19 protein-coding genes are annotated in these 19,586 nt (G+C 64.4%); 10 read left to right on the forward strand and 9 right to left on the reverse strand.

Translation table 11 applies throughout. The annotated features are described in order from the left end of the window. Positions 1–56: 56 nt before the first annotated feature. On the reverse strand, positions 57–530 hold the full coding sequence (locus ACOYW5_RS03190) for a hypothetical protein (RefSeq protein WP_423067814.1): 474 nt from the start codon (positions 528–530) through the stop codon (positions 57–59). Between the two features lie 315 nt (positions 531–845). On the opposite strand from ACOYW5_RS03190, the gene ACOYW5_RS03195 reads away from it, so the two are divergent. Further along, on the forward strand, positions 846–1,544 hold the full coding sequence (locus ACOYW5_RS03195; protein WP_423067815.1) for a hypothetical protein: 699 nt from the start codon (positions 846–848) through the stop codon (positions 1,542–1,544). Between the two features lie 869 nt (positions 1,545–2,413). On the opposite strand, the gene ACOYW5_RS03200 is transcribed toward ACOYW5_RS03195, so the two are convergent. The 3 genes from ACOYW5_RS03200 to ACOYW5_RS03210 form a co-directional block, all read right to left on the reverse strand. After that, entirely contained in the window at positions 2,414–3,205 is a 792-nt protein-coding gene (locus ACOYW5_RS03200) for an alpha/beta fold hydrolase (protein ID WP_423067816.1), read from the reverse strand. Between the two features lie 119 nt (positions 3,206–3,324). After that, on the reverse strand, positions 3,325–3,792 hold the full coding sequence (locus ACOYW5_RS03205) for an SRPBCC domain-containing protein (protein ID WP_423067817.1): 468 nt from the start codon (positions 3,790–3,792) through the stop codon (positions 3,325–3,327). A 3-nt stretch (positions 3,793–3,795) separates the two neighbouring features. Further along, positions 3,796–4,143 carry an ArsR/SmtB family transcription factor gene (locus ACOYW5_RS03210; RefSeq protein ID WP_423067818.1) on the reverse strand — a complete coding sequence of 116 codons (348 nt, stop codon included), beginning with the start codon at positions 4,141–4,143 and terminating at the stop codon, positions 3,796–3,798. 101 nt (positions 4,144–4,244) lie between these two features. Here ACOYW5_RS03210 and ACOYW5_RS03215 point away from each other — a divergent pair, with 101 nt between their 5' ends. Continuing rightward, entirely contained in the window at positions 4,245–4,670 is a 426-nt protein-coding gene (locus ACOYW5_RS03215) for a GFA family protein (RefSeq protein WP_423067819.1), read from the forward strand. A gap of 131 nt (positions 4,671–4,801) precedes the next feature. Beyond that, positions 4,802–5,509, forward strand: coding sequence for a gamma-glutamylcyclotransferase (locus tag ACOYW5_RS03220; RefSeq protein WP_423067820.1), 708 nt, complete (start codon positions 4,802–4,804; stop codon positions 5,507–5,509). A 3-nt stretch (positions 5,510–5,512) separates the two neighbouring features. Here ACOYW5_RS03220 and ACOYW5_RS03225 read toward each other — a convergent pair whose 3' ends face one another. Then, entirely contained in the window at positions 5,513–5,821 is a 309-nt protein-coding gene (locus ACOYW5_RS03225; protein ID WP_423067821.1) for a DUF1905 domain-containing protein, read from the reverse strand. Positions 5,822–5,953: 132 nt separating this feature from the next. Here ACOYW5_RS03225 and ACOYW5_RS03230 point away from each other — a divergent pair, with 132 nt between their 5' ends. Further along, entirely contained in the window at positions 5,954–6,373 is a 420-nt protein-coding gene (locus ACOYW5_RS03230; RefSeq protein WP_423067822.1) for a VOC family protein, read from the forward strand. A gap of 210 nt (positions 6,374–6,583) precedes the next feature. After that, a complete protein-coding gene (locus ACOYW5_RS03235; protein WP_423067823.1) occupies positions 6,584–7,810 on the forward strand; it encodes an MFS transporter in 1,227 nt (408 codons plus the stop codon). A gap of 38 nt (positions 7,811–7,848) precedes the next feature. Here the strand turns inward: ACOYW5_RS03235 and ACOYW5_RS03240 are convergent, their stop codons facing one another. Beyond that, positions 7,849–8,673 carry a metallophosphoesterase gene (locus tag ACOYW5_RS03240; protein ID WP_423067824.1) on the reverse strand — a complete coding sequence of 275 codons (825 nt, stop codon included), beginning with the start codon at positions 8,671–8,673 and terminating at the stop codon, positions 7,849–7,851. Between the two features lie 147 nt (positions 8,674–8,820). On the opposite strand from ACOYW5_RS03240, the gene ACOYW5_RS03245 reads away from it, so the two are divergent. Both ACOYW5_RS03245 and ACOYW5_RS03250 read left to right on the forward strand, forming a co-directional pair. Continuing rightward, complete coding sequence (locus ACOYW5_RS03245) at positions 8,821–9,843, forward strand: LLM class flavin-dependent oxidoreductase (protein WP_423067825.1); 1,023 nt, start codon at positions 8,821–8,823, stop codon at positions 9,841–9,843. 6 nt (positions 9,844–9,849) lie between these two features. Further along, a complete protein-coding gene (locus tag ACOYW5_RS03250; RefSeq protein WP_423067826.1) occupies positions 9,850–10,431 on the forward strand; it encodes an SOS response-associated peptidase in 582 nt (193 codons plus the stop codon). On the opposite strand, the gene ACOYW5_RS03255 is transcribed toward ACOYW5_RS03250, so the two are convergent. The 3 genes from ACOYW5_RS03255 to ACOYW5_RS03265 form a co-directional block, all read right to left on the reverse strand. Beyond that, a complete protein-coding gene (locus tag ACOYW5_RS03255) occupies positions 10,428–11,447 on the reverse strand; it encodes a TerC family protein (RefSeq protein ID WP_423069395.1) in 1,020 nt (339 codons plus the stop codon). The two genes, ACOYW5_RS03250 and ACOYW5_RS03255, sit on opposite strands and share 4 nt — an antisense overlap. A gap of 149 nt (positions 11,448–11,596) precedes the next feature. Continuing rightward, positions 11,597–12,850, reverse strand: a complete 1,254-nt coding sequence (locus ACOYW5_RS03260; RefSeq protein WP_423067827.1) for an NAD(P)/FAD-dependent oxidoreductase — start codon at positions 12,848–12,850, stop codon at positions 11,597–11,599. Positions 12,851–12,910: 60 nt separating this feature from the next. Further along, positions 12,911–13,363 (reverse strand): Lrp/AsnC family transcriptional regulator, encoded by a 453-nt coding sequence (locus tag ACOYW5_RS03265; protein WP_423067828.1) that lies wholly within the window; start codon positions 13,361–13,363, stop codon positions 12,911–12,913. A gap of 146 nt (positions 13,364–13,509) precedes the next feature. Here ACOYW5_RS03265 and ACOYW5_RS03270 point away from each other — a divergent pair, with 146 nt between their 5' ends. The 3 genes from ACOYW5_RS03270 (at position 13,510) to ACOYW5_RS03280 (ending at position 19,581) form a co-directional block, all read left to right on the forward strand. After that, positions 13,510–15,873: a transketolase gene (locus tag ACOYW5_RS03270; protein WP_423067829.1), complete on the forward strand. Its 2,364-nt coding sequence runs from the start codon at positions 13,510–13,512 to the stop codon at positions 15,871–15,873. Positions 15,874–16,147: 274 nt separating this feature from the next. Beyond that, positions 16,148–17,755 (forward strand): peptide ABC transporter substrate-binding protein, encoded by a 1,608-nt coding sequence (locus ACOYW5_RS03275; RefSeq protein ID WP_423067830.1) that lies wholly within the window; start codon positions 16,148–16,150, stop codon positions 17,753–17,755. A gap of 59 nt (positions 17,756–17,814) precedes the next feature. Beyond that, on the forward strand, positions 17,815–19,581 hold the full coding sequence (locus tag ACOYW5_RS03280) for a dipeptide ABC transporter ATP-binding protein (protein WP_423067831.1): 1,767 nt from the start codon (positions 17,815–17,817) through the stop codon (positions 19,579–19,581). Positions 19,582–19,586 lie beyond the last annotated feature (5 nt).

A 19,586-nucleotide genomic window follows, 5' to 3' on the forward strand; every position in this document is an offset into this window, starting at 1 on the left:
CTGCTGGGCAAGAGCAGCAGGCTGGCCGATTCGTCGGCACGCCCTTGCGCTGCCGCTTACTGCTGACCTCCGGGTGTGTAGTCCTCAAAGTACTTCGCGATTTCTGTACACCGCTCAGCCACGTAGTACGCCTCCTCAAGCACGCAGCCAGCGGCAGTTATCAACTCGACGTCTCGCTGCGACATCGTTGCCTTTTCTCCGTGGAAGAAATTGTTCCTGATACGGCGCACCTGGACGATTAGCTCGACTCCATTGGTGGGCGTTGGCATTTCCTTCCACTCTAGTACGCCATCAACCTGCACTAGCTTGCCGGCGGGCTTGCGAAACAGCACATCAACTTCCTTTCTTTGACGTGATGCCTTGAAAAACTGGTCGCCGATGACGCCTGCAAATGCGTCCCAATTGGGGTCGGCTTTATCGGTTAGGTAGCCAGCACGCTTCAGCGCAAACTCAAAGCGACCGAACAGCGCGAAGAACTCGAGCGCTTCATCGCGTCCGTAAGAAAGGTTGAAATACCTAGCCAAAAACATCGCACGCTCCTCCCGAGAAACAATCATAGGCAAACTTATGCCCGCGCCTCCACCCCATGTCACACTCCCCTCGTCCGCTGCACCGAAGCGAGATCATGACGAGTGGTTGGTGCGGTGGAGGTTGGGTGGGTCGGCTGTCGGGTCGGTCCAGGCCAAAAGCACATCGGCACGATCCGGTTCGCCGGGGCGCCGCTACCCCTGCCCGCTCGAGTAAGCACGCCGTCCCGTAAGCACTTGTTTCCCTGCGCTATTCATGGCACTCGCAAATGCAGTGTTGGGGACAGTCTTATGCGCGCAACGTTATTTGCAGTACTCTTGCTGCTGACGGCAATATCTTCGGCATCGGCGGCCTCGCTCGCCAACAGGACCCAGCAGAGTTTTGCGCCAGGTCACGGCATGCAGGTCGAGTATCTGGCGGCCGATGGCGCCACCTGGCTGTGGTACCCCGGCAACACAAGAATCCTGCCCGGCAGCTGGAAGACTGAAGGCAGCGATATCTGCTTCCGCTACGGCAAACAGAGCCGCAATCCGGTCACTGGGACACGCGGCGGTGACTGGGAGTGTGAGCCGCTGGCAGTCTACAACAACACCCTCGTCGAATCCGTCAAGGGCGACATGTTCGGTCTCGCCGGCCGCAAGAAAGTGCCGTTCGACCCGCCCAAAAAGCTCCTGCCGCTGCACCAGCTGCAGGCCATCGCCGATCCCACCATCGTCGAGCGCGAGCTGGCCAAGCTACCGACCTGCGAGCAGATCCTTGCCAATGCCGACAAGAGCCGCAGCGGCAAGATCCAGGCGGCGCTGCTCTACTTCCACGGCATGCGGATGGGCAAGACCTGCCTCAAGACCGACTACGTCAAGGCGATCACCATGCTGGTCGAGGTCGGGGACACCAGCGACGCGGCATCGCTGCTCAAGGTTCTCGACGCCAGGGCCAATGGCGGCAACCCCAAGGCCATAACCGCGCTGAACAAGCTCGAGAAACTTGGATTGATCAAGTCCGTCAAGGGCCAGTAGCCAGCCACCCCACCGGCGTCAACCCCGCGAAAGCGGGGACCCAGTGGGATATCTCCGCACTCACCAAACTCGCCCCCCTGTCACCGTCATCCCCGGGCTCGACCCGGGGACCCATGGGATGCCGCAGCCATCGCTGGGTCCGCGGATCAAGTCCGCGGATGACGACTGAGAGAACGGAGGCTGTGCGGCCTGGGCACAATCAGCCCCACCCACCGGCTGTCATCCCTGCGCAGGCAGGGATCCAACTCTCAGCTGGCGCGGGCGGTGAAATGGATCCCTGCCTGCGCAGGGATGACACCGGGTTGGTGGCACGCAGCGCCCTCACGATTTTTATCCCCCTCCCCTCCAACCCATGCGATTCTCCCCCCGTCCGCTGCACCGAAGCGAGATCATGACGAGTGGTTGGTGCGGTGGAGGTTGGGTGGTGGTGGAGTCGTTCGCCATCAGGCCGAAAGCACGACGGCATGATCCGGTTCGCCGGGGACGCCGCTAGCACGCGCGAGCTTTCCGATGCGGGAGGGCCCAAGGGGACAAGGCTGCCACGCATGAGGCAGCTGCAGAGGCGGGGCGGTATCCGGTGGATTCCGGCCGTTCGCAGCCGGCAGGTTCCTCGCGATGCGGCACGGGATGCGCCCGAGCCTTCGTGCCATACGCCCAAAACCCCGATCGGCCGGCGAGGCGTGAGCCTCACTTACATTGCGGACTACCCGCGAGGGGCAAACGCCTCGCCGGCACGTCGCTTACCCCTTGATCAGGGGGAGAGCTCTTTGACACCCTCCGGGGCCACTGGCCGCCGGATGCACCGGCATGCCGACTGCTTCCGCCCTATCACGGTTCGGCACACCCTCCACTTGCGCGCCAGCCGCCGCTCACTGCGTCAGAAACGCCGTCGCCACCTCCGTGAGCATCGGCGACGCGATCAGGTTGTAGTGCGTGGTGCCGGGAATGATGGCGAGCTGGCTCCTGGGCCGCTGGGAGCCGTCGAACCCCGCGTCATGCTGGCCGCCGCCGAGCAGCTTCCAGAATTCGACCATGTGCTCGGGCCGGATCGAATCCGCATCGGCGAAGACCAGCAGCACCGGCGCGGTGATCCCCTTGACGCCCTCTGTCCAGTCGTACTCGGGCTCGCCCATTTCTCCGGACTTGCGAAACACCCTCTCCCAGTCGACGTCTGGATAGAGTTCTCCGAGGGGAGAACTGGCGAGTTGTTGCCCGTATGCCGCCGCATTGGCCGGCAATTGCCGGAAGGCCTCGCGGACTTCGGGATAGTCGTCGTCGGTGCGGTAATCCACAGCGACCGACACCAGTTTCTCGACCAGCTCCGGATGCCGGAACGCAACCTGCAGCGCCACGCCGGCGCCGAGCGAATAGCCCATGAAGCGCGCCTTGCCGATGCCCAGCTGCCGGAGCACCACCGCGACATCGTCCGCCATCACCTCGGCGGACCAGGGCGCGTCGGTATCCGTGCTGAAACCGTGGCCGCGCATATGGATGGCGATCACCTTGTGGGTTTTCGCCATCGCGGCGAGCGGCGCGCCAAGAGTCTGGGACGGGTCGACGCCGCCATGCAGCAGCACCAACGGCGGGCCGGCGCCGTGGATCTCGTAGTAGATCTCGGCGCCGCCGACCGGGACCTTTCCCGTGCTCGAGGGGGTGCTCATCGGACTATCTCCTGCGGTTTGGGCCAGGACGGGGGCAACGGCGGGCGCCGCGACAAGGGCCGCAGCGACAAAGGCAAGGATCACGAGGCTGCGTCTCAGCATGATGGTTCCTCCCGAAATCAGGACGTCGCGAGCTGCCGCTCGAGCTTGTCGAAGGCCTGGTTCGTGCCCTCGTAGAAGCCGCCGGTCATCGCCACCGCGAGGTTCGCGGCGCTCTCGAACTCGGCGCGCATGGTGAACACCGTTTCCCTGCCGAGCGCTTCAAAGGTGAGGGTCGCGAGATAGGTCGGCGGCGGGTTGACCGCATCGGGCGGGCGCACCGGCCGGTAGACGATGCGCTCGGGCGCAACGATCTCGACGAACTGGTAGCGCACCGGATGCTCCCCACCATCGGGCCGATGCATAATGACGTGCCACTCGCCCCCGGCGCGGAACTCGAGCTTGCTGATGGTGGAAGTAAAATTCTCCGGCCCCCACCACTGCGCCAGCAGGTACGGATCCTCGAACGTCCGCCACACCAGCTCGCGCGGCGCCCTGAGACGGCGGGTGATGACGAGCTCGCGCTGTTCCAGCGGATCGCGGTCCATGGCTCAGTTCTTCCTGACCGCCGGATCGGCCGACTGCAGCCGCTCGAGCAGCCCATCAAGCCGGTTGAGGCTCGTGTCCCAGTGTTTCGAGAACTCCTCGATCCACCCCACGGCCTCCCGCAACGGCTGCGCCTCGAGCCGGCAGGGCCGAAGCTGGGCGTTGCGCCCGCGGCTGATGAGGCCAGCGCCTTCGAGCACCTTCAGGTGCTTGCAGATCGCCGGGATGCTCATCTCGAACGGCGCCGCGAGCTCCTTCACCGACGCCTCCCCATCCATCAGCCGCATCAGGATGGCCCGGCGGGTGGGATCGGCGATAGCCGAGAGGGTGAGGCTGAGCTGGTCGGGCTGCACGTCCGTTCCTAACTTATCGGTTAGCTAACTGATTGGTTAGGTACGCCCGGTGGGAGGTGGGTGTCAAGGAGGGGGCCGTGGGGTAGAACAGCGAGAGCACCATGCGTCGCCCGACAGCCATGACCCCGCGAGCCGACATGACCTTCACCGCCTCCTGCCTCTGCGGCGATGTCCGCGTCACCGTCACGGGTACACCCTATCGGGTCGGCATCTGCCACTGCCTCGATTGCCGAAAGCAATCCGGCTCGCTCTTCCAGACCTTCGCCATCTTCCCCGAGGCGGCCGTCACCATCGAGGGCGTCACGCACGACTACCGCGGCCGGAATTTCTGCCCCCGCTGCGGCTCGTCGGTGTTCTCGCGCTCCGAAGACGAGATCGAACTGCATCTCGGCGCCCTCGATGCTCCCGACCAGCTGACGCCGACCTACGAGCTCTGGACCATCCGCCGCGAATCCTGGCTCCCGCCCTTCCCGCTCAAGCACGGCTACGAGGGCAACCGCGAGGGCACGGGGCGAACGGAGGATTAGCCCGCCCTGCCGGATGGTCGCGTCCGGCAACAGTGGCAGGCCCGCTTCCGTACCATCGGTACACTTGATCCGGAGGCCCGCCTCCGTCATATCCCCCTCACTCGCGGGGGGCGCCGCAGAGGAGATGGACGATGCCTGCCCCTCGTCCCCACATGGCGCTGACCGCCGAGCTCGTCGCCCGCGTCGAGCGCTTCGAACCCGATCCGGGCCCCCTGCCCGGACAGCGTGAGCCGACAGAGGCCGAACTGCATGCGGTTGCCACCCGCCTGCTCGCCGCCCGTCCCAGCGGTCCGCTCTGGCTCTTCGCCTATGGCTCGCTGATCTGGAAGCCCGAGCTCGAGCATCTCGAAACCCGCCCTGCCCTCGCCCGCGGCTGGCACCGGCGCTTCTGCATGCGCCTCACCCGCTGGCGGGGCACGCGCGAAGTCCCGGGCCTGATGATGGCGCTCGAGCGCGGCGGGTCCTGCGCCGGCCTCGCCTATCGCCTGCCGGATGACGATCCGCACAGCCAGGTGATGCGCCTTCTCGCCCGCGAGACCGACGACGTCCAGGCCACCAACGTGCCGCGCTGGGTCACCCTGCGGACGCCGGATGGTCCGCTCACTGCGCTCGCCTTCGTCGCTTCGCCGCTCGGCGCGAACTATGCCGGCCGCCTGCCCATTGCCGACGTCGCCCGCACCCTCGCCCGGGCCGCCGGTCACTGGGGTTCCGGGGCGCAGTACCTCTACAACACCGTCGAGCGCCTCGACGCCCACGGCATCCGCGATCGCAACCTCTGGACCCTGCAGGCCCTCGTGGCCGACGAAATCCGCACCCTCACGCTACCATTGGCCGCGTGACGCTCAAAGGTCGGGCTCACGCGGAGCCCGGCCGACGACCATCTCGACCTCGACCACATCGCCGACCGTCACGCCTATGCGCCTTCGCACTACGTCCTTGAGCGGCAGCAGGTAGCTCCCGTCCCGCGGGAACAGTGATGTCTCGAAGCGTATGCCATCGATCGTCGCCACTACCGGGATCACCCCCCAGCCGTAGGTCACCGACTTGCGGATGCGGCTGATCTCGGCGCTTTCGCCGGGCGGGATCACCGCATAGAAGAACGGCGCCGGTCCCCGCCACTCGATTATCGTGGCCGTGAAACTGAGCTCCATCCCCCCGACCCTCGGCTTGGCCTATGCTGTCCCGGAACTAGGCCACCGGGTAGCGGACTGGTCAATGCCGCGTCTTGTTGCGGTCATGGTGGGCCAATAGCGTCTGCGCATTTTGGAGAAGGAGGATCTCGAATGCCGTCACGTCTGAACCCCTATCTCAACTTCAACGGCAATGCGCGCGAGGCCATGGAATTCTACAAGTCCGTCTTCGGCGGCGAGCTGACTGTCAGCACATTCGGCGAGGGCGGCATGCCGCACGACCCGGCCGACAAGGACAAGATCATGCATGCCCAGCTAGTGGGGCCCAACGGCTACTGGCTGATGGGTTCCGACAGCCCGCCGGGCATGCCGTTCACGCCGGGCAACACGATGACAGTGTCTCTCAGCGGCGACGCTGAGGCGGAACTCCGCGGCTACTGGGACAAGCTGGCGGCAGGCGGCACGGTCATGGTGCCACTCGAGAAGGCGCCCTGGGGCGACAGCTTCGGCATGCTCACCGACAAGTTCGGTACGCCGTGGATGGTGAACATCGGTGCAGCCGGTAACGGCTGATCCGCGCCTGTCGAGAGGGCCGACGCGGCCCTCTCACTGTCGCACCGCGTGCCTCCACGAAATGCCCCATCCACCCTCTCGATAGTGAAGCGTTGACTTAAGCATGCTCGTCGGTTAATTCATCGCTTAAGCGAATTCTGGTTGGCAGTCTGTCGATTCCGTCGCCCGCCGTTCGTCAAGGTTGCAGCGTGCCAATCGGAGGGACGGCAAATGGGAAATCGTTACGGCTGGGTCATCGTCGCCGCGGGCGCAGTCATTACCTGCATCGCTATGGGCACAATGTTCGCGCTGCCCGTCTATCTGCAACCTATCGCAGAGGAGACTGGCTGGACGCGCGCGGGCATTTCCGGCGCCATGACAGTCGGTTTCATTGTAATGGGCATTGCTGGCTTTGGCTGGGGTACGCTCAGCGATCGCATCGGCGCTCGCCCCGTGGTGCTTATCGCAGTGGTTCTGCTTGGCGCGGGCCTGGTGCTCGCAAGCCAGGCGCGCGACCTGCTGGTCTTTCAGTTCGCTTACGGCGGACTTGTCGGTGCCTCTGGCGGCGCGTTCTTCGCTCCTATCATCTCGACCACGCTCGGCTGGTTCGACAAGAACCGCAGTTTGGCCGTTTCGCTCGTGTCGGTGGGGGGCGGCATCGCGCCGATGACGCTGAGCCCGCTCGCCGGCTATCTCATCGAGCAGATCGGGTGGCGCGCGTCCATGTTCTGGATCGCGCTTGGCGCCATCGTGGTTCTGCTCCCGGTTGCCATGCTCATTCGCAGTGCCCCCGCCGTCGCGGAGGCTCCGCCTCCTGCCGCCAGCGGCCAGGCTGCACCGGCAAAGCACAGCTCCGGCTTTGCCGTGCTGCGCACGCCGCAGTTCATCGTTCTCGCCGTGACGTTCTTTTTGTGCTGCGGCGCCCACTCGGGCCCGATTTTTCACACCGTGAGCTACGCGATGATCTGCGGCGCCTCGCTGACCGCTGCTACCGGCATTTACGCCATCGAGGGCGTCGCGGGTCTGTTCGGACGCGTGCTGTTCGGCACGCTGGCCGACCGGATCGGGGTGCGCAAGGTGATTGTCGCCGGCCTCGCGCTGCAGGCAGTCGGCATCTACGCCTACATCTACATGAGCGAAATCAGCCAGTTCTACCTGCTGGCCTCGGTGCTCGGGCTGGTCTATGGCGGGGTTATGCCGCTCTATTCCGTGCTGGCGCGCGAGTACTTCCCGCCCCGCCTGCTCGGTACCGTGCTGGGGGCCGCCACCATGACTTCGAGCATCGGCATGGCCTTCGGACCGTTGGGTGGTGGCTGGCTCTACGACACGTTTGGCAGCTACCACTGGCTGTACATCGCGTCGGCGGTCGTCGGCCTCGCCGCTGCCGCGATGGCCCTCGCCTTCCCGCCGGCCAAGCGGGGCGAAGATCAGCAGCCGACCGCCTTGCAGCCAGCCTAGTCAAGTGGGCTCCCGGGGCCGGCCCGGGAGCCGTTTCGTCAGGCGACTTCTTCGAGAATCTCGACCGCTTCTTCGACGATGACGATCTCTTCGTTGCCGTCGATGAAGTCCTCGAACAGGACGGTGGTCCGATCCTCGGTGCCGATGACAACCGCCATCTGGCCCGGGCCCTTGAGCCGGCGGAACGGAACCTGCGGCTGATCGACGTTGAAGCTGACCGAATAGTGGCCGCCCGCGAGGGTGGTGAACGGTAATCCCCGGTAGCTGGCGGTCGAGGTAAGATGCACGTGGCCGGCGATCACCTGGCGCACGTCCGGGTGCGTCTTCAGTGCTTCGACGAAGGCATCGGGTTCGAGGATGCGGATGCTGTCGGAGTTGATGTGCAGGGCGTTGGCGTTGTGATGGAGAATCACGATCACCGGGCGGTCCGCGGCTTCCGCAAGGCGCGCCATCAGCCACTCGATCTGGTTCGCCTCCAGTACCCCGTCGACTCGCCCCGGCTCGGAGCTGTCGAGCAGGATGACCCGGTACCCCCTGGCGTCGATGACCTTGTCCACCTTGCCAGTTTCGGCCGCATAATGGGCGCCGAACACGTCGAAGAAGGTGGAACGATCATCATGGTTGCCGAGAGTGATGAAGACCGGGATCGGCAGGCGCGCGATGATCTTCTGCAGCCGCTCGTAGGCGGCAGGCTGGCCGAGGTCCGCCAGATCGCCGGCGAGCACGCAGAAGTCGGCGTCGCCGTAGCGGGCGACGACGGCGTCCACAGCGGCCTCGAGCCGGGTGCCGGTATCGAGCGTCATCGACAGTTCGCCCTCTGGAACAAGGTGCAGATCGCTCATCACGATGAATTTCAGGGTCATGGTGTGCCTCCGTTAGCTTGCCCGGTGCCTAGCGCGAGCAAGTGACTGGCGCGTGACAGCTCGTCACCGGACTTGTAGGTGGCGCGAAACTGGAGAATGGAGTACCCGCGTGACTTTCTGCTTCCACCTGTTTGCGGCGATACGCTCATGAAAAAGATCGGGTTTCTATCCTTCGGCCATTGGTCGCCCTCGCCGCACTCCGGCACGCGATCGGCATCCGACGCGCTGCTGCAGTCGATCGATCTCGCCGTCGCGGCCGAGGAAGTCGGCGCCGACGGCGCGTATTTCCGCGTGCACCATTTCGCCCGCCAGCTCGCCTCGCCGTTTCCGCTGCTGGCGGCCGCCGGGGCCAGGACCAGCCGCATTGAACTCGGCACCGCCGTCATCGATATGCGTTACGAGAATCCGCTCTACATGGCCGAGGACGCCGGTGCGGCCGACCTGATCGTCGGCGGTCGCCTGCAGCTCGGCATCAGCCGCGGCTCGCCCGAGCAGGTGATCGATGGCTGGCGCTACTTTGGTTACGCCCCCGACGAAGGGCAGACCGACGCGGACATGGCGCGCAGCCATGCCGAGGTGTTCCTCGATGTGCTGCAGGGAAAGGGCTTTGCGCAGCCGAATCCGCGCCCGATGTTCCCGAATCCACCCGGCCTGCTCCGGGTGGAGCCGCATTCGCCGGGCCTGCGCGAGCGCATCTGGTGGGGCGCTGCGACCACGGCGACGGCGCAGTGGACGGGCAAGCTGGGCATGAACCTGCAGAGCTCGACCCTCGTTATGGCCGAATCGGAAAAGCCCTTCCATATCCAGCAGGCCGAGCAGATCGCCGCCTATCGCGCGGCCTGGAAGGAAGCGGGGCATGAGCGCACACCGCGTGTTTCGGTCAGCCGCAGCATCTTTGCCATAGTGAACGATCTCGACCGCCAGTATTTTGGTGGCGAGGGCGCGAGCGAGGATCATTTCGGCTACATCGAGCCGGGCAAGCAGGCGGTGTTCGGCCGCAGCTATGCCGCCGAGCCGGACAAGTTGATCGAGCAGCTACGTGGAGACGAGGCCATCGCCGCAGCCGATACGCTGCTGCTCACGGTGCCGAACCAGCTCGGTGTCGACTACAATGCCCACGTGATCGAGAGCGTCCTCAAGCACGTCGCTCCCGCGCTGGGGTGGCGCTGACCTCCCATGTGCAACGCCTACGAGCAGCAGGTCACCGAGGCCCAGTATCGCGAAGCGATCCGCGCTGCGGAACTGCAGGCTGCTGCGTCGGATAGCGCAATGGAGTTTCCGCCGGCGAGCGAGGTCCGGATCGGCGATTTCGGGCCGGTGCTCCGTGCAGCCGGCAACGGCGTCGAATTGATCCTGATGCGTTTTGGCTGGCCGGCGCCACGCCCCAAGGCTCCGCCGGTGTTCAACTTCCGCTCGGACGGCCGGCATTTCGAGAACTCGAGACGCTGCGTCATCGTGCTCTCCGGCTTCTTCGAGTTCACCGGTACGAAATCGCCCAAGACCAAGCACCGCTTCCGGCTGAAGGATTCTCCCGTCATGGGGATTGCCGGCCTCTGGAGCGAGGACGATGAGGGAGGCCTCAGCTTCACGATGCTGACCACTGCGCCGGGGCCTGACATCGCTCCGATTCACGACCGCCAGGTCTGCGTGCTGCGGCCCGACCAATGGGCGGATTGGCTGTTCCTCGAAAAGCCGGAAGCGGAACTGCTTGTCCCGCTTCCTGAGGGTACGTTGATCGTGGAGACGGTGCGACCCTAGGGCTCGAGCCGGCCCTGCTCGGGCTTTTGCTCGAAGCTCACGTCACTCTCTCCCCGCGTCTTCCACAGCGAGTAGATTACGCCGCCCGCCAGCACGGCCACCGTCACAACCAGGGAGAGGAATGTATCGATCTTCACTCCGAACGGCACCAACGCAACCTTGGCGCCGATCAATACCAGCACGATCGCGAGCGACACCTGCAGGTAGCGGAACCGGTTCATGGCGGCGGCCAGCGCGAAATAGAGCGCTCGCAGCCCGAGAATGGCGAAGATGTTCGAGGTGTAGACGATGAAAGTGTCCTGCGTGACCGCGAACACGGCCGGGACGGAGTCGACTGCGAAGATCAGGTCCACCGTCTCAACCATGATCAGGGCCACGCCGAGCGGCGTGAGATAGGTCACGATCTTGCCTGTCTTGCTGTCGGGGAGCTTGGTCAGGAAGTGCTTGCCGGCCAGCTGGTTGGAGATCCGGAAGTGCCGACGCAGGAACTTGAGGATCGGGTTGGCTTCGATATCCGGCTCCTCGTCCTTGTGCGAGAACAGCCGGATGCCGGTGAAGATCAGGAAGGCGCCGAACAGCACGAGCACCCAGCTGAACGAATGCACCAGCGCAGCGCCGAGCCCGATCAGGATGGCGCGGAATACGATGACACCCAGAACGCCCCAGAACAGCACCCGGTGCTGGTAGAGCCGCGGGATCGCGAGGAAGCCGAAAATGGTCGCGATGACGAACATGTTGTCCATCGCCAGGCTCTGCTCGATCAGGTAGCCGGTGTAGAACTCAAGCCCGGCTTCCGCTCCGCGACTGAACCAGACCCAGAGGCCGAACAGCACCGCAACGAAGACGTAGCCAGCATAGAGCGTCAGGCTCTCTCTGGCAGAGATCTCATGCTCGTGGCGATTGAGGATGCCGAGGTCGAAGACCAGCAGGCCAATGACGATCGCGAGGAACGCGACCCAGAAATAGACGGGAGTACCGAGGAAATCGCCCATAAGGGCGCTGAGCAGCATATCCATATGCCGGACCTTCTCCATGTGAACATTGGAGCAGTTCCGACATCACGGAGCGCAAGAAACGCCGCCGTCAGAGGGGCCCGGTACCGCATGGGTAACGTAGCGTGCCATTGATCGGCTTCAAGTCCCTCCGCAGCGACAAAATGCAGCGGCTACATGAAGCGTGTCGCGGAGAACGCCGCGGGATCGATGAACGGTGTGTCGCCTGTCACCATTTCCGCGATCAGCCGTCCGGTCGCAGGGCCGAGCGTCATGCCATGGTGAGCGTGCCCGATAGCGAACCACAGTCCCTTGTGTTTGGGCGCGGGTCCGATGATGGGCATCATGTCCGGCGTGATTGGGCGGGCGCCCTTCCATGGCTCTGCGTCGACCCGGGTTCCCAATCCGGGAAAGAGTTCGCGCGCCCAGGGTTCATCCCGGTCGACCTGCACTGGCGTCGACGGTGCATCTCGCAGCGCGAACTCGGCGCCAGTGGTGAGTCGGACGCCGCGCACCATCGGGGTCAGCAGGTAACCGTACTTGGAATCCAGCACCCAACTGGTCAGCGGGTTCGCTGCGGGCTGGGCATAGTGCATGTGGTAGCCGCGCTTCACAGCCAGCGGGAGCGAATAGCCGAGCCGATCGGTCAAGTCGCCGGCCCACGGACCAAGGGCAACCACGGCATCCTTGGCCTCGATCACTCCCGAAGCAACGGGCAGTTGCCAGCCGGCGCCCGACGAGCGTTGCTGCAGGGCCATCGCGTCGGCATTGACGAATGTGCCGCCCAGCGACTCGAACAGCGCAAGGTAGCGCTTCACCAAGCCTCCGGGATCGCGGATGCTCCACGGATCGGCCCAGTGGAGGGCGCCAGCCACGTCGATGCCGAGGCCGGGCTCCTTGCGCCGTATCTCGTCGTTGCGGACGACGTCGTGATTGATCCCGAAGTCGCGTTCCAGCCGTTCGGCTTTGCGGAAGGCTTCGTCGCGCTCCTGCTCCTCGCGGAAGAGCAGATACCAGCCCTGGCGAACGATCAGGTCGTCCGCCCCCGCCTTCTCGATCAGGGGGGCGTGCTCGGTGACTGCGGCCGCGATCAGCGGGGCATAAGCAGTGACGACCTTGCGGTAGTTCTCCGGACGCGAATGCCACCAGTAGCGCGCGAGGAAAGGCGCGATCCGCGGCAGCGCCGCCAGATGGTAGTGCATGTCGGTACGGTCGTTGACGCCGTAGCGCAGCAAGTCGGCAAGACCCTGCGGGAACGCATGGGGCATCACGCCTTCACGCTGGATCAACCCGGCGTTGCCATAGGAGGTTTCCTCCCCTGCTCCACGCCGGTCCACCAGCACCGTGCTGAGACCCCGCATTTGCAGGTGAAGCGCGATCGAGACGCCCACGATGCCCGCGCCCAGAACGATGCTATCAGCCTGCATAACCAGCGAATCCCGTTTGATCGCCGCATACTAGCCAGACCCGTCCTGCTCGTCGCTGCGTCAGATGGGCAGCACGCGCGAGTATTTGACCTGGCCGAGCGAGAAGCTGGACTCGATCGAGCTGACGCCGGCCACTTGCGTGAGCTTCAGGCGCAGGAACTGCTCGTAGGCGGCAAGATCGGCGCAGACGACGCGCAGCAGGAAATCGAACTGCCCGGTCATCAAATAGCACTCCATCACCTCGGGCCACCCGGCGATCGCCTCGCCGAAGCGATCGAGCTCCTCCGCGCGCTGCCGCTCAAGCTTGATCGAGATGAACACCGAGACAGGCAGGCCGACGGACTTCTGTTCCACCACGGCGCTGTAGCCGGAGATAATGCCCGCGTCCTCCATCTGGCGTATCCTGCGCAGGCAGGGAGAGGCAGAAAGACCGACCCGATCGGCGATAGCCTGGATGGTCATCCGGCCATCCTCCTGCAGGGCACGCAGGATGCGCCGGTCGATGCTCGTCAATTCGGTTTTAGCAGAAGCCACCAGCTTGGCCGCCTAATCGTGGAGAAAGTTGCGCGAAATCACGTCAGAGGCGTCACAATAGGCAGGAAACGCCGCTTCGGCTAGCGCATCGTGATTGTCAGACATTTGGTAGCCACGGAGGGGAAATGGCAGCGGACAGGATCGCAGCTATAGAGGCTCTTGCCAGCAAGGCCCTCTGGCTATCGAGCTGGATGATCCACCACGCCAACCATATCAGGCCCAACCCGGACGGGCTCAAGGTCGGCGGCCACCAGGCATCCTCTGCCTCGATGACGGCAATCCTCTCGGCACTCTATTTCGGCATCCTTCGACCCGAGGATCGGGTGGCGGTCAAACCGCATGCCGGCCCGGTCTTCCACGCCATCCAGTACCTGTTCGGCAAGCAGACCCTCGAGAAGCTCGAGGCATTTCGCGGCTACCACGGCGCCCAGTCCTACCCTTCCCGGACCAAGGACACCGACGACGTCGATTTCTCCACTGGCTCGGTCGGCCTCGGCGTCGCCTTCACCGCGTTCGTCTCGATGATCCAGGACTATGTTCGCGCCAAGCCATGGGCGAAGAAGCGGCCGGAGGGCCGTATGATCGCCCTTGTCGGCGATGCGGAACTCGACGAGGGCAATGTCTACGAGTGCCTGCTGGAAGGCTGGAAGCACGACCTGCGCAATTGCTGGTGGATCATCGACTACAATCGCCAGAGCCTCGACGGCGTCGTCCGAGAGGGTCTGTATCAGCGCATCGAAGCCATCTTCACCGCCTTCGAGTGGAACGTTGTCACGCTGAAGTATGGCGCCAAACAGCGCCGCGCCTTTGCCGAGCCCGGTGGCGAGAAGCTGCGCGAATGGATCGACGCCTGCCCTAACGACCTCTACTCCGCCCTGATGTTCCGTGGCGGTGCGGCGTGGCGGGAGCGGCTGACCGACGAGATCAGCGACCAGGGGGACGTCACGGCGTTGCTCGGACGCCGGAGCGATGCCGAGCTATCCGACCTGATGGCGAACCTCGGCGGCCATTGCATTGAGAGCCTGCTCGAGCAGTTCGAGGCCATCAAGGATGATCGCCCCACCGTTTTCATTGCCTATACCGTCAAGGGCTGGGGTACGCCCCTCGCCGGCCACAAGGACAACCACGCCGGACAGATGACGGGGTCGCAGATCGAAAGCCTCAAGGTGTCGTTGGGGATCCGGGAGGGCCACGAATGGGAGCGCTTCGAGGGGCTGACGCTTGGCTCCGGGGAGCTCGAGGCCTTTCTGGCGCAGGTGCCATTCAACACGCCTCAGGCCCGGCGCCTGACCTCGCCCGCTATTCCCGCCATTGGGCCGCAGTTTGTCGGCACGGCTCCGACTTCGACGCAGACGGCGTTTGGCAAGATTCTCGACGCTGTCGCCAAGACCGATAGCCAACTGGCCCGCCGGATCGTCACCACCTCGCCTGACGTGACGGTCTCGACCAATCTCGGCACCTGGGTAAACCGGCGGCACCTGTTCGGCCGTGAGATGGCTGATGTGTTTCAGAAGGAGCGCATCCCGAGCGCGCAGAAGTGGCAATTCACCCCCGAGGGGCAGCACATCGAACTCGGCATCGCCGAGATGAACCTGTTCCTGCTGCTGGGCGCAGCGGGCCTCAGCCACTCGCTGTTCGGCGAGCGCCTGCTGCCGATCGGCACGCTCTACGATCCCTTCATCGCCCGCGGTCTCGATGCGCTGAACTATGCCTGCTACCAGGACGCTCGTTTCCTGCTGGTCGCGACGCCCTCCGGCGTCTCGCTGGCCGGAGAGGGCGGAGCGCACCAGTCGATCAGCTCGCCGCTCATCGGCATCGCCCAGGATGGCCTCGCCGCCTTCGAGCCGGGCTTTGCCGACGAGCTGTCGGTTATCATGGATTGGGCCTTCGACTACATGCAGCGCGACGGCAGCGAACGTGCCGATCTTGCCGACTGGCCGCGGGACGTCTCCGGCGGTTCGGTCTACCTGCGGCTCTCGACCCGGGTGATCGAGCAGCTCCCCCGTAGCGTCACCCCTGCCCTCACCGACGACATCATCCGCGGCGGCTACTGGCTGGTTCCACCGACCCCGAACTGCGAGGCGATCATCGCCTACCAGGGCGTTCTTGCCAGCGAGGCCATCGCCGCAGCCGGCATGGTCGGAGGCGACCGCCGGAACGTTGCGGTGCTCGCAGTCACATCGGCCGATCGGCTGAATGCCGGCTGGCATGGTGCCCAGCGCGCGCGCCTGCACGGGGACGCCAATGCGACCTGTCACGTCGAAGCGCTCCTGGCGCAGGCCCCGGACACCGCGGCGCTGGTGACGGCGATCGATGGACACCCGGCAACCCTCGCCTGGCTCGGCAGCGTCGGCGGTCACCGCGCCATCACTCTGGGCGTCGAACACTTCGGCCAGACCGGCACTGTTAGCGATCTCTACCGCCATTTCGGCATCGACGCCGAGGCCATTGCCAACGCCTGCCGCAGCCTCTTCGGGGGGCGTCGGTGAGCAAACGCTGCCCAAGATTTCGGCGAAACATAGCAGCGGATAATCTTTATCCACTGGCTGGCGAAAACGGCTTGCCAAGCGAAATGGGAGTTGTCAGACATATGTCATATGGCAGTTTTTCGAGGGAAGAAGGCTGCCACGAACCGACACTCGGCAGGGGCGTCTAGGCTCGAATGTCGCGCTTTCGACCTCGCAGCGAACCTCCATCATGCACTGGTTCAAGCGGGTACAGGGGACGTCAAAGCAAACCGGCTCTACACAAGGAGGGAGCTTCATGAACGCGTTGCTGAAATTCGTCGGCGCGGTCGCGTTGGCGGCGGGATTGACCGCCGCGCCAGCGCTGGCGCAGACAAAACTCACGGTACCGGGCGGGTCTACCACCGGTACCTACATGGACTATATGAAAACGGTCTACGCGCGTGCATCGGGCTCCGAGCTGCTGCAGGTGCCACTGACCAGCTTCGACAACGAGTACCAGCTGACGCCGCTCGCGGCCGAGAGCTGGGAGCAGTCGGCTGATGGCCTCACCTGGACCTTCAAGCTGCGTGACGGGCTCGTCTGGAGCGACGGCCAGCCGCTGACCGCGGGCGACTACGTGTTCGCCCTGCAGCATGCCGCGACCTCCGGTTACGATTTCGCCTGGTACTGGGACTTTGCCGGCGGCATCAAGAACTGGAAGGAAGTCACTGAGGGCAAGGCCGACGCCTCGACGCTCGGCTTGGCTGCCATTGACGAGAAGACCCTGTCGATCACCTCCACCGCTCCGAAGCCCTATATGCCGAGTGTCGTTTCGCTCTGGTATCCGGTGCCGAAGCATCAGTTCGACAAGTTCGGCGACGACTGGTCAACTGCCGTCGAGAACGTCGTGTCCTCGGGCCCGTTCAAGCTACAGTCCTGGGAGAAGTCGAACAACTCGGCGACTCTCGTGAAGAACGAGACCTACACAGGGCCGTGGCAGGCTGAGGTGGACGAACTCACGATCGATCCGTCGCTCGGCGCTCCGGAAGTCGGCATGCCGGCCTTCCTCGCTGGCGATGCGGCTTTCACCTGGCTCAACGCCGGTCAGATACCGGTCGTGAAGCAGCGCTTCCCGGACGCGATCCGCACCAACACGGTGTTCGCGACGTCGTACATCTCGTTCGACCTCGAGTCTCCGCCGTTCGACAACGTCGACGTGCGCCGCGCCTTCTACTACGCGGTCAATCGCGACGAACTGACCAAGACCGTGCTCAAGGATATCGCTATCCCCGCAGGTTCGATCCTCGCACCGGGTTATCCTGGGTACAGCGAGAACGTGGCCAAGCAGGCCGTGTTCGATCCCGCCAAGGCCAAGGAATTCATGGCCAAGGCCGGCTATCCGAACGGCGAGGGCTTCCCGACCGTCGAAGTCTGGTTCCGTGAGGAAGGCGGCTATAACGGCGCCATCCTGCCCCCGATGGCTCAGTACCTGCAGGCCCAGTTCAAGGACATCCTGGGAATCACCATGAATATCAAGGTGATGCCGGGCAAGGACTGGATGGAAGGCATGCTGGCGCGCAAGAACAACCTCTACATCGCGCCCTACGAGTACGACTACCTCGACCCGTCGAACTTCTACGGCATCTTCTACAATGGTGGCCGTCACAGCTACCACGTGCCGGAATACGACAAGCTCGTCGCCGAAGCCGACTCGAACCCGAACTGGGAAGAGCGCGTGAAGCTTTACGAGCAGGCCGAGCAGGTGATGATCGACCAGGGCCTTATCGTGCCGCTGGTGCATCCGATCATCATGGCCGCGGTCAGCGACACTATCTCGGGCGCCGGCGTCTCGCCGAACAGCCAGGGGTTCACGCCGCTCGATCGTATCGGCAACTTCCTCTACTCGCACATCTCTGTGAAGTAGTTCGATCCCGCTCCCCGGCCGTCGTGCCGGGGAGCACCTCCCAACGCCCGGGGAACCGCATGAGACTAGTCGATATCAAGGGCCTCAAGGTGAGCTTCGCCCAGCATGGTGGCACCGTAGACGCCGTCCGCGGCGTCAGCCTCCACGTCGAGGAAGGCGAGAGCCTGGGGATTGTCGGCGAGTCCGGGTCGGGCAAGTCCGTCACCTGCATGGCGCTGATGCGCCTTCTGCCCCCGACTGCCAAGATTTCCGCCGACGTTATGACGCTCGACGATGTCGATGTCCTCTCCGCCAACAAGCGAAGAATGTCGGAGTTGCGCGGCCGGTCTGCCGCCATGATTTTCCAGGATCCGATGACCGCGTTCGATCCGGTCTTCACCATCGGTCACCAGATTGTCGAAACGATCCAGACACATCGCCGAGCCTCCAAGGCCGAGTCCTGGGCCGAAGCGGAGCAATTGCTGCGCCGGGTCGAGATCGGCAACGCCAAGGATGTTCTCGCCTATTACCCGCACCAGCTTTCCGGCGGCATGCTGCAGCGCGCGATGATCGCGATGGCGCTGTCGTGCAGGCCGAAACTCCTCATCGCGGACGAGCCGACGACCGCTCTCGACGTCACTATCCAGGCCCAGATCCTGCAGCTGATCAAGCAGCTCCAAGCCGAGTTCGGCATGGCGCTGATCATGATCACCCACGACCTCGGCGTCATTGCCGAAACGGTCGACCGGGTGGTGGTGATGTATGGCGGCCGTGTTATGGAAGAAGGCCCGGTGCAGCAGATCTTCGATGCGCCAAAGCACAGCTATACCCAGCAGCTGCTGGGCAGCCTGATCGCAGGGGCGACCAAGGCCCCTGCTCGCGACGAGCCACCCGTCGCGCCGGCCCTGGAACTGCGCGACCTGTCCAAAGTGTACAAATTGCGCCGCCAGGGCCGGATCTTTTCCAGCTACTCGGACCACCATGCCGTGCGCGGCGTGAACCTCGTGCTGCCGCAGAACAAGATCGTCGGCCTTGTCGGCGAGTCTGGGTCCGGCAAAAGCACGACCGGGATGATGGCTCTGCGGCTCGTCGAGCCGACTGGCGGTCGCATCCTCGTCGACGGGACCGACGTCAGCGATCTCGATGTTACGGCTCTCAAGACCTATCGGCGGCGCATGCAGGTGGTGTTCCAGGACAGCTACTCGGCGCTGGACCCGATGATGACGCTGACCGAGATCATCACCGAGCCCCTCCACATCCACGGGATGATGACGCAGCGGCAGCGCGATAGTCTCGCGCTCGACTGGCTTGAGAAGGTCGGGCTCGATCGGAGCTTCGGCACCCGCTATCCGCACGAGCTGTCGGGTGGCCAGCGCCAGCGCGTTGCCATTGCGAGGGCCCTGATCCTCGAGCCGTCGGTGCTCGTGGCCGACGAGCCTACCTCGGCGCTCGACGTATCGGTGAAGGCCCAGATCATCGGCCTGTTGAAGTCGCTGCAGAGGGAGATGGGCCTCTCGATGCTGTTCATCAGCCATGACCTCAGCGTTGTCCGTTCGCTCACCGACACCGTGATGGTGATGTATCGTGGGCGTGTGGTTGAGCAGGCCCCGACCGCCTCGCTGTTCGAAACCCCCCGGCACCCGTATACGCGTGCGTTGCTGGACGCGATCCCGGCCACTAACCCGCGCGATCGGCGGCAGCGCAGCTTTCTCAAGGCCGGCGACATAGAGGCGGCGTTGCCGCGGGTATCCGCGTCGTCTCTCGCCTCTCCCGCGACTGTGGGCGAACTCCCGCAGCTGGTCAGCGTGGCCCCCGGCCACCTGGTCGAAGCGATCGTGACCCAGTAGGAGCG

The organism is Devosia sp. CN2-171, from assembly GCF_049354815.1.
In the GTDB taxonomy this organism is placed as follows: domain Bacteria; phylum Pseudomonadota; class Alphaproteobacteria; order Rhizobiales; family Devosiaceae; genus Devosia_A.

Bases quoted from the DNA above. Each gene is read 5' to 3' on its own strand.
- ACOYW5_RS03270 (WP_423067829.1), top strand. From the start codon at position 13,510: ATGGCAGCGGACAGGATCGCAGCTATAGAGGCTCTTGCCAGCAAGGCC.
- ACOYW5_RS03230 (WP_423067822.1), top strand. From the start codon at position 5,954: ATGCCGTCACGTCTGAACCCCTATCTCAACTTCAACGGCAATGCGCGC.
- ACOYW5_RS03200 (WP_423067816.1), bottom strand. From the start codon at position 3,205: ATGAGCACCCCCTCGAGCACGGGAAAGGTCCCGGTCGGCGGCGCCGAG.
- ACOYW5_RS03260 (WP_423067827.1), bottom strand. From the start codon at position 12,850: ATGCAGGCTGATAGCATCGTTCTGGGCGCGGGCATCGTGGGCGTCTCG.
- ACOYW5_RS03250 (WP_423067826.1), top strand. From the start codon at position 9,850: ATGTGCAACGCCTACGAGCAGCAGGTCACCGAGGCCCAGTATCGCGAA.
- ACOYW5_RS03190 (WP_423067814.1), bottom strand. From the start codon at position 530: ATGTTTTTGGCTAGGTATTTCAACCTTTCTTACGGACGCGATGAAGCG.
- ACOYW5_RS03245 (WP_423067825.1), top strand. From the start codon at position 8,821: ATGAAAAAGATCGGGTTTCTATCCTTCGGCCATTGGTCGCCCTCGCCG.
- ACOYW5_RS03255 (WP_423069395.1), bottom strand. From the start codon at position 11,447: ATGGATATGCTGCTCAGCGCCCTTATGGGCGATTTCCTCGGTACTCCC.
- ACOYW5_RS03275 (WP_423067830.1), top strand. From the start codon at position 16,148: ATGAACGCGTTGCTGAAATTCGTCGGCGCGGTCGCGTTGGCGGCGGGA.
- ACOYW5_RS03205 (WP_423067817.1), bottom strand. From the start codon at position 3,792: ATGGACCGCGATCCGCTGGAACAGCGCGAGCTCGTCATCACCCGCCGT.
- ACOYW5_RS03235 (WP_423067823.1), top strand. From the start codon at position 6,584: ATGGGAAATCGTTACGGCTGGGTCATCGTCGCCGCGGGCGCAGTCATT.
- ACOYW5_RS03220 (WP_423067820.1), top strand. From the start codon at position 4,802: ATGCCTGCCCCTCGTCCCCACATGGCGCTGACCGCCGAGCTCGTCGCC.
- ACOYW5_RS03215 (WP_423067819.1), top strand. From the start codon at position 4,245: ATGCGTCGCCCGACAGCCATGACCCCGCGAGCCGACATGACCTTCACC.
- ACOYW5_RS03240 (WP_423067824.1), bottom strand. From the start codon at position 8,673: ATGACCCTGAAATTCATCGTGATGAGCGATCTGCACCTTGTTCCAGAG.
- ACOYW5_RS03280 (WP_423067831.1), top strand. From the start codon at position 17,815: ATGAGACTAGTCGATATCAAGGGCCTCAAGGTGAGCTTCGCCCAGCAT.
- ACOYW5_RS03225 (WP_423067821.1), bottom strand. From the start codon at position 5,821: ATGGAGCTCAGTTTCACGGCCACGATAATCGAGTGGCGGGGACCGGCG.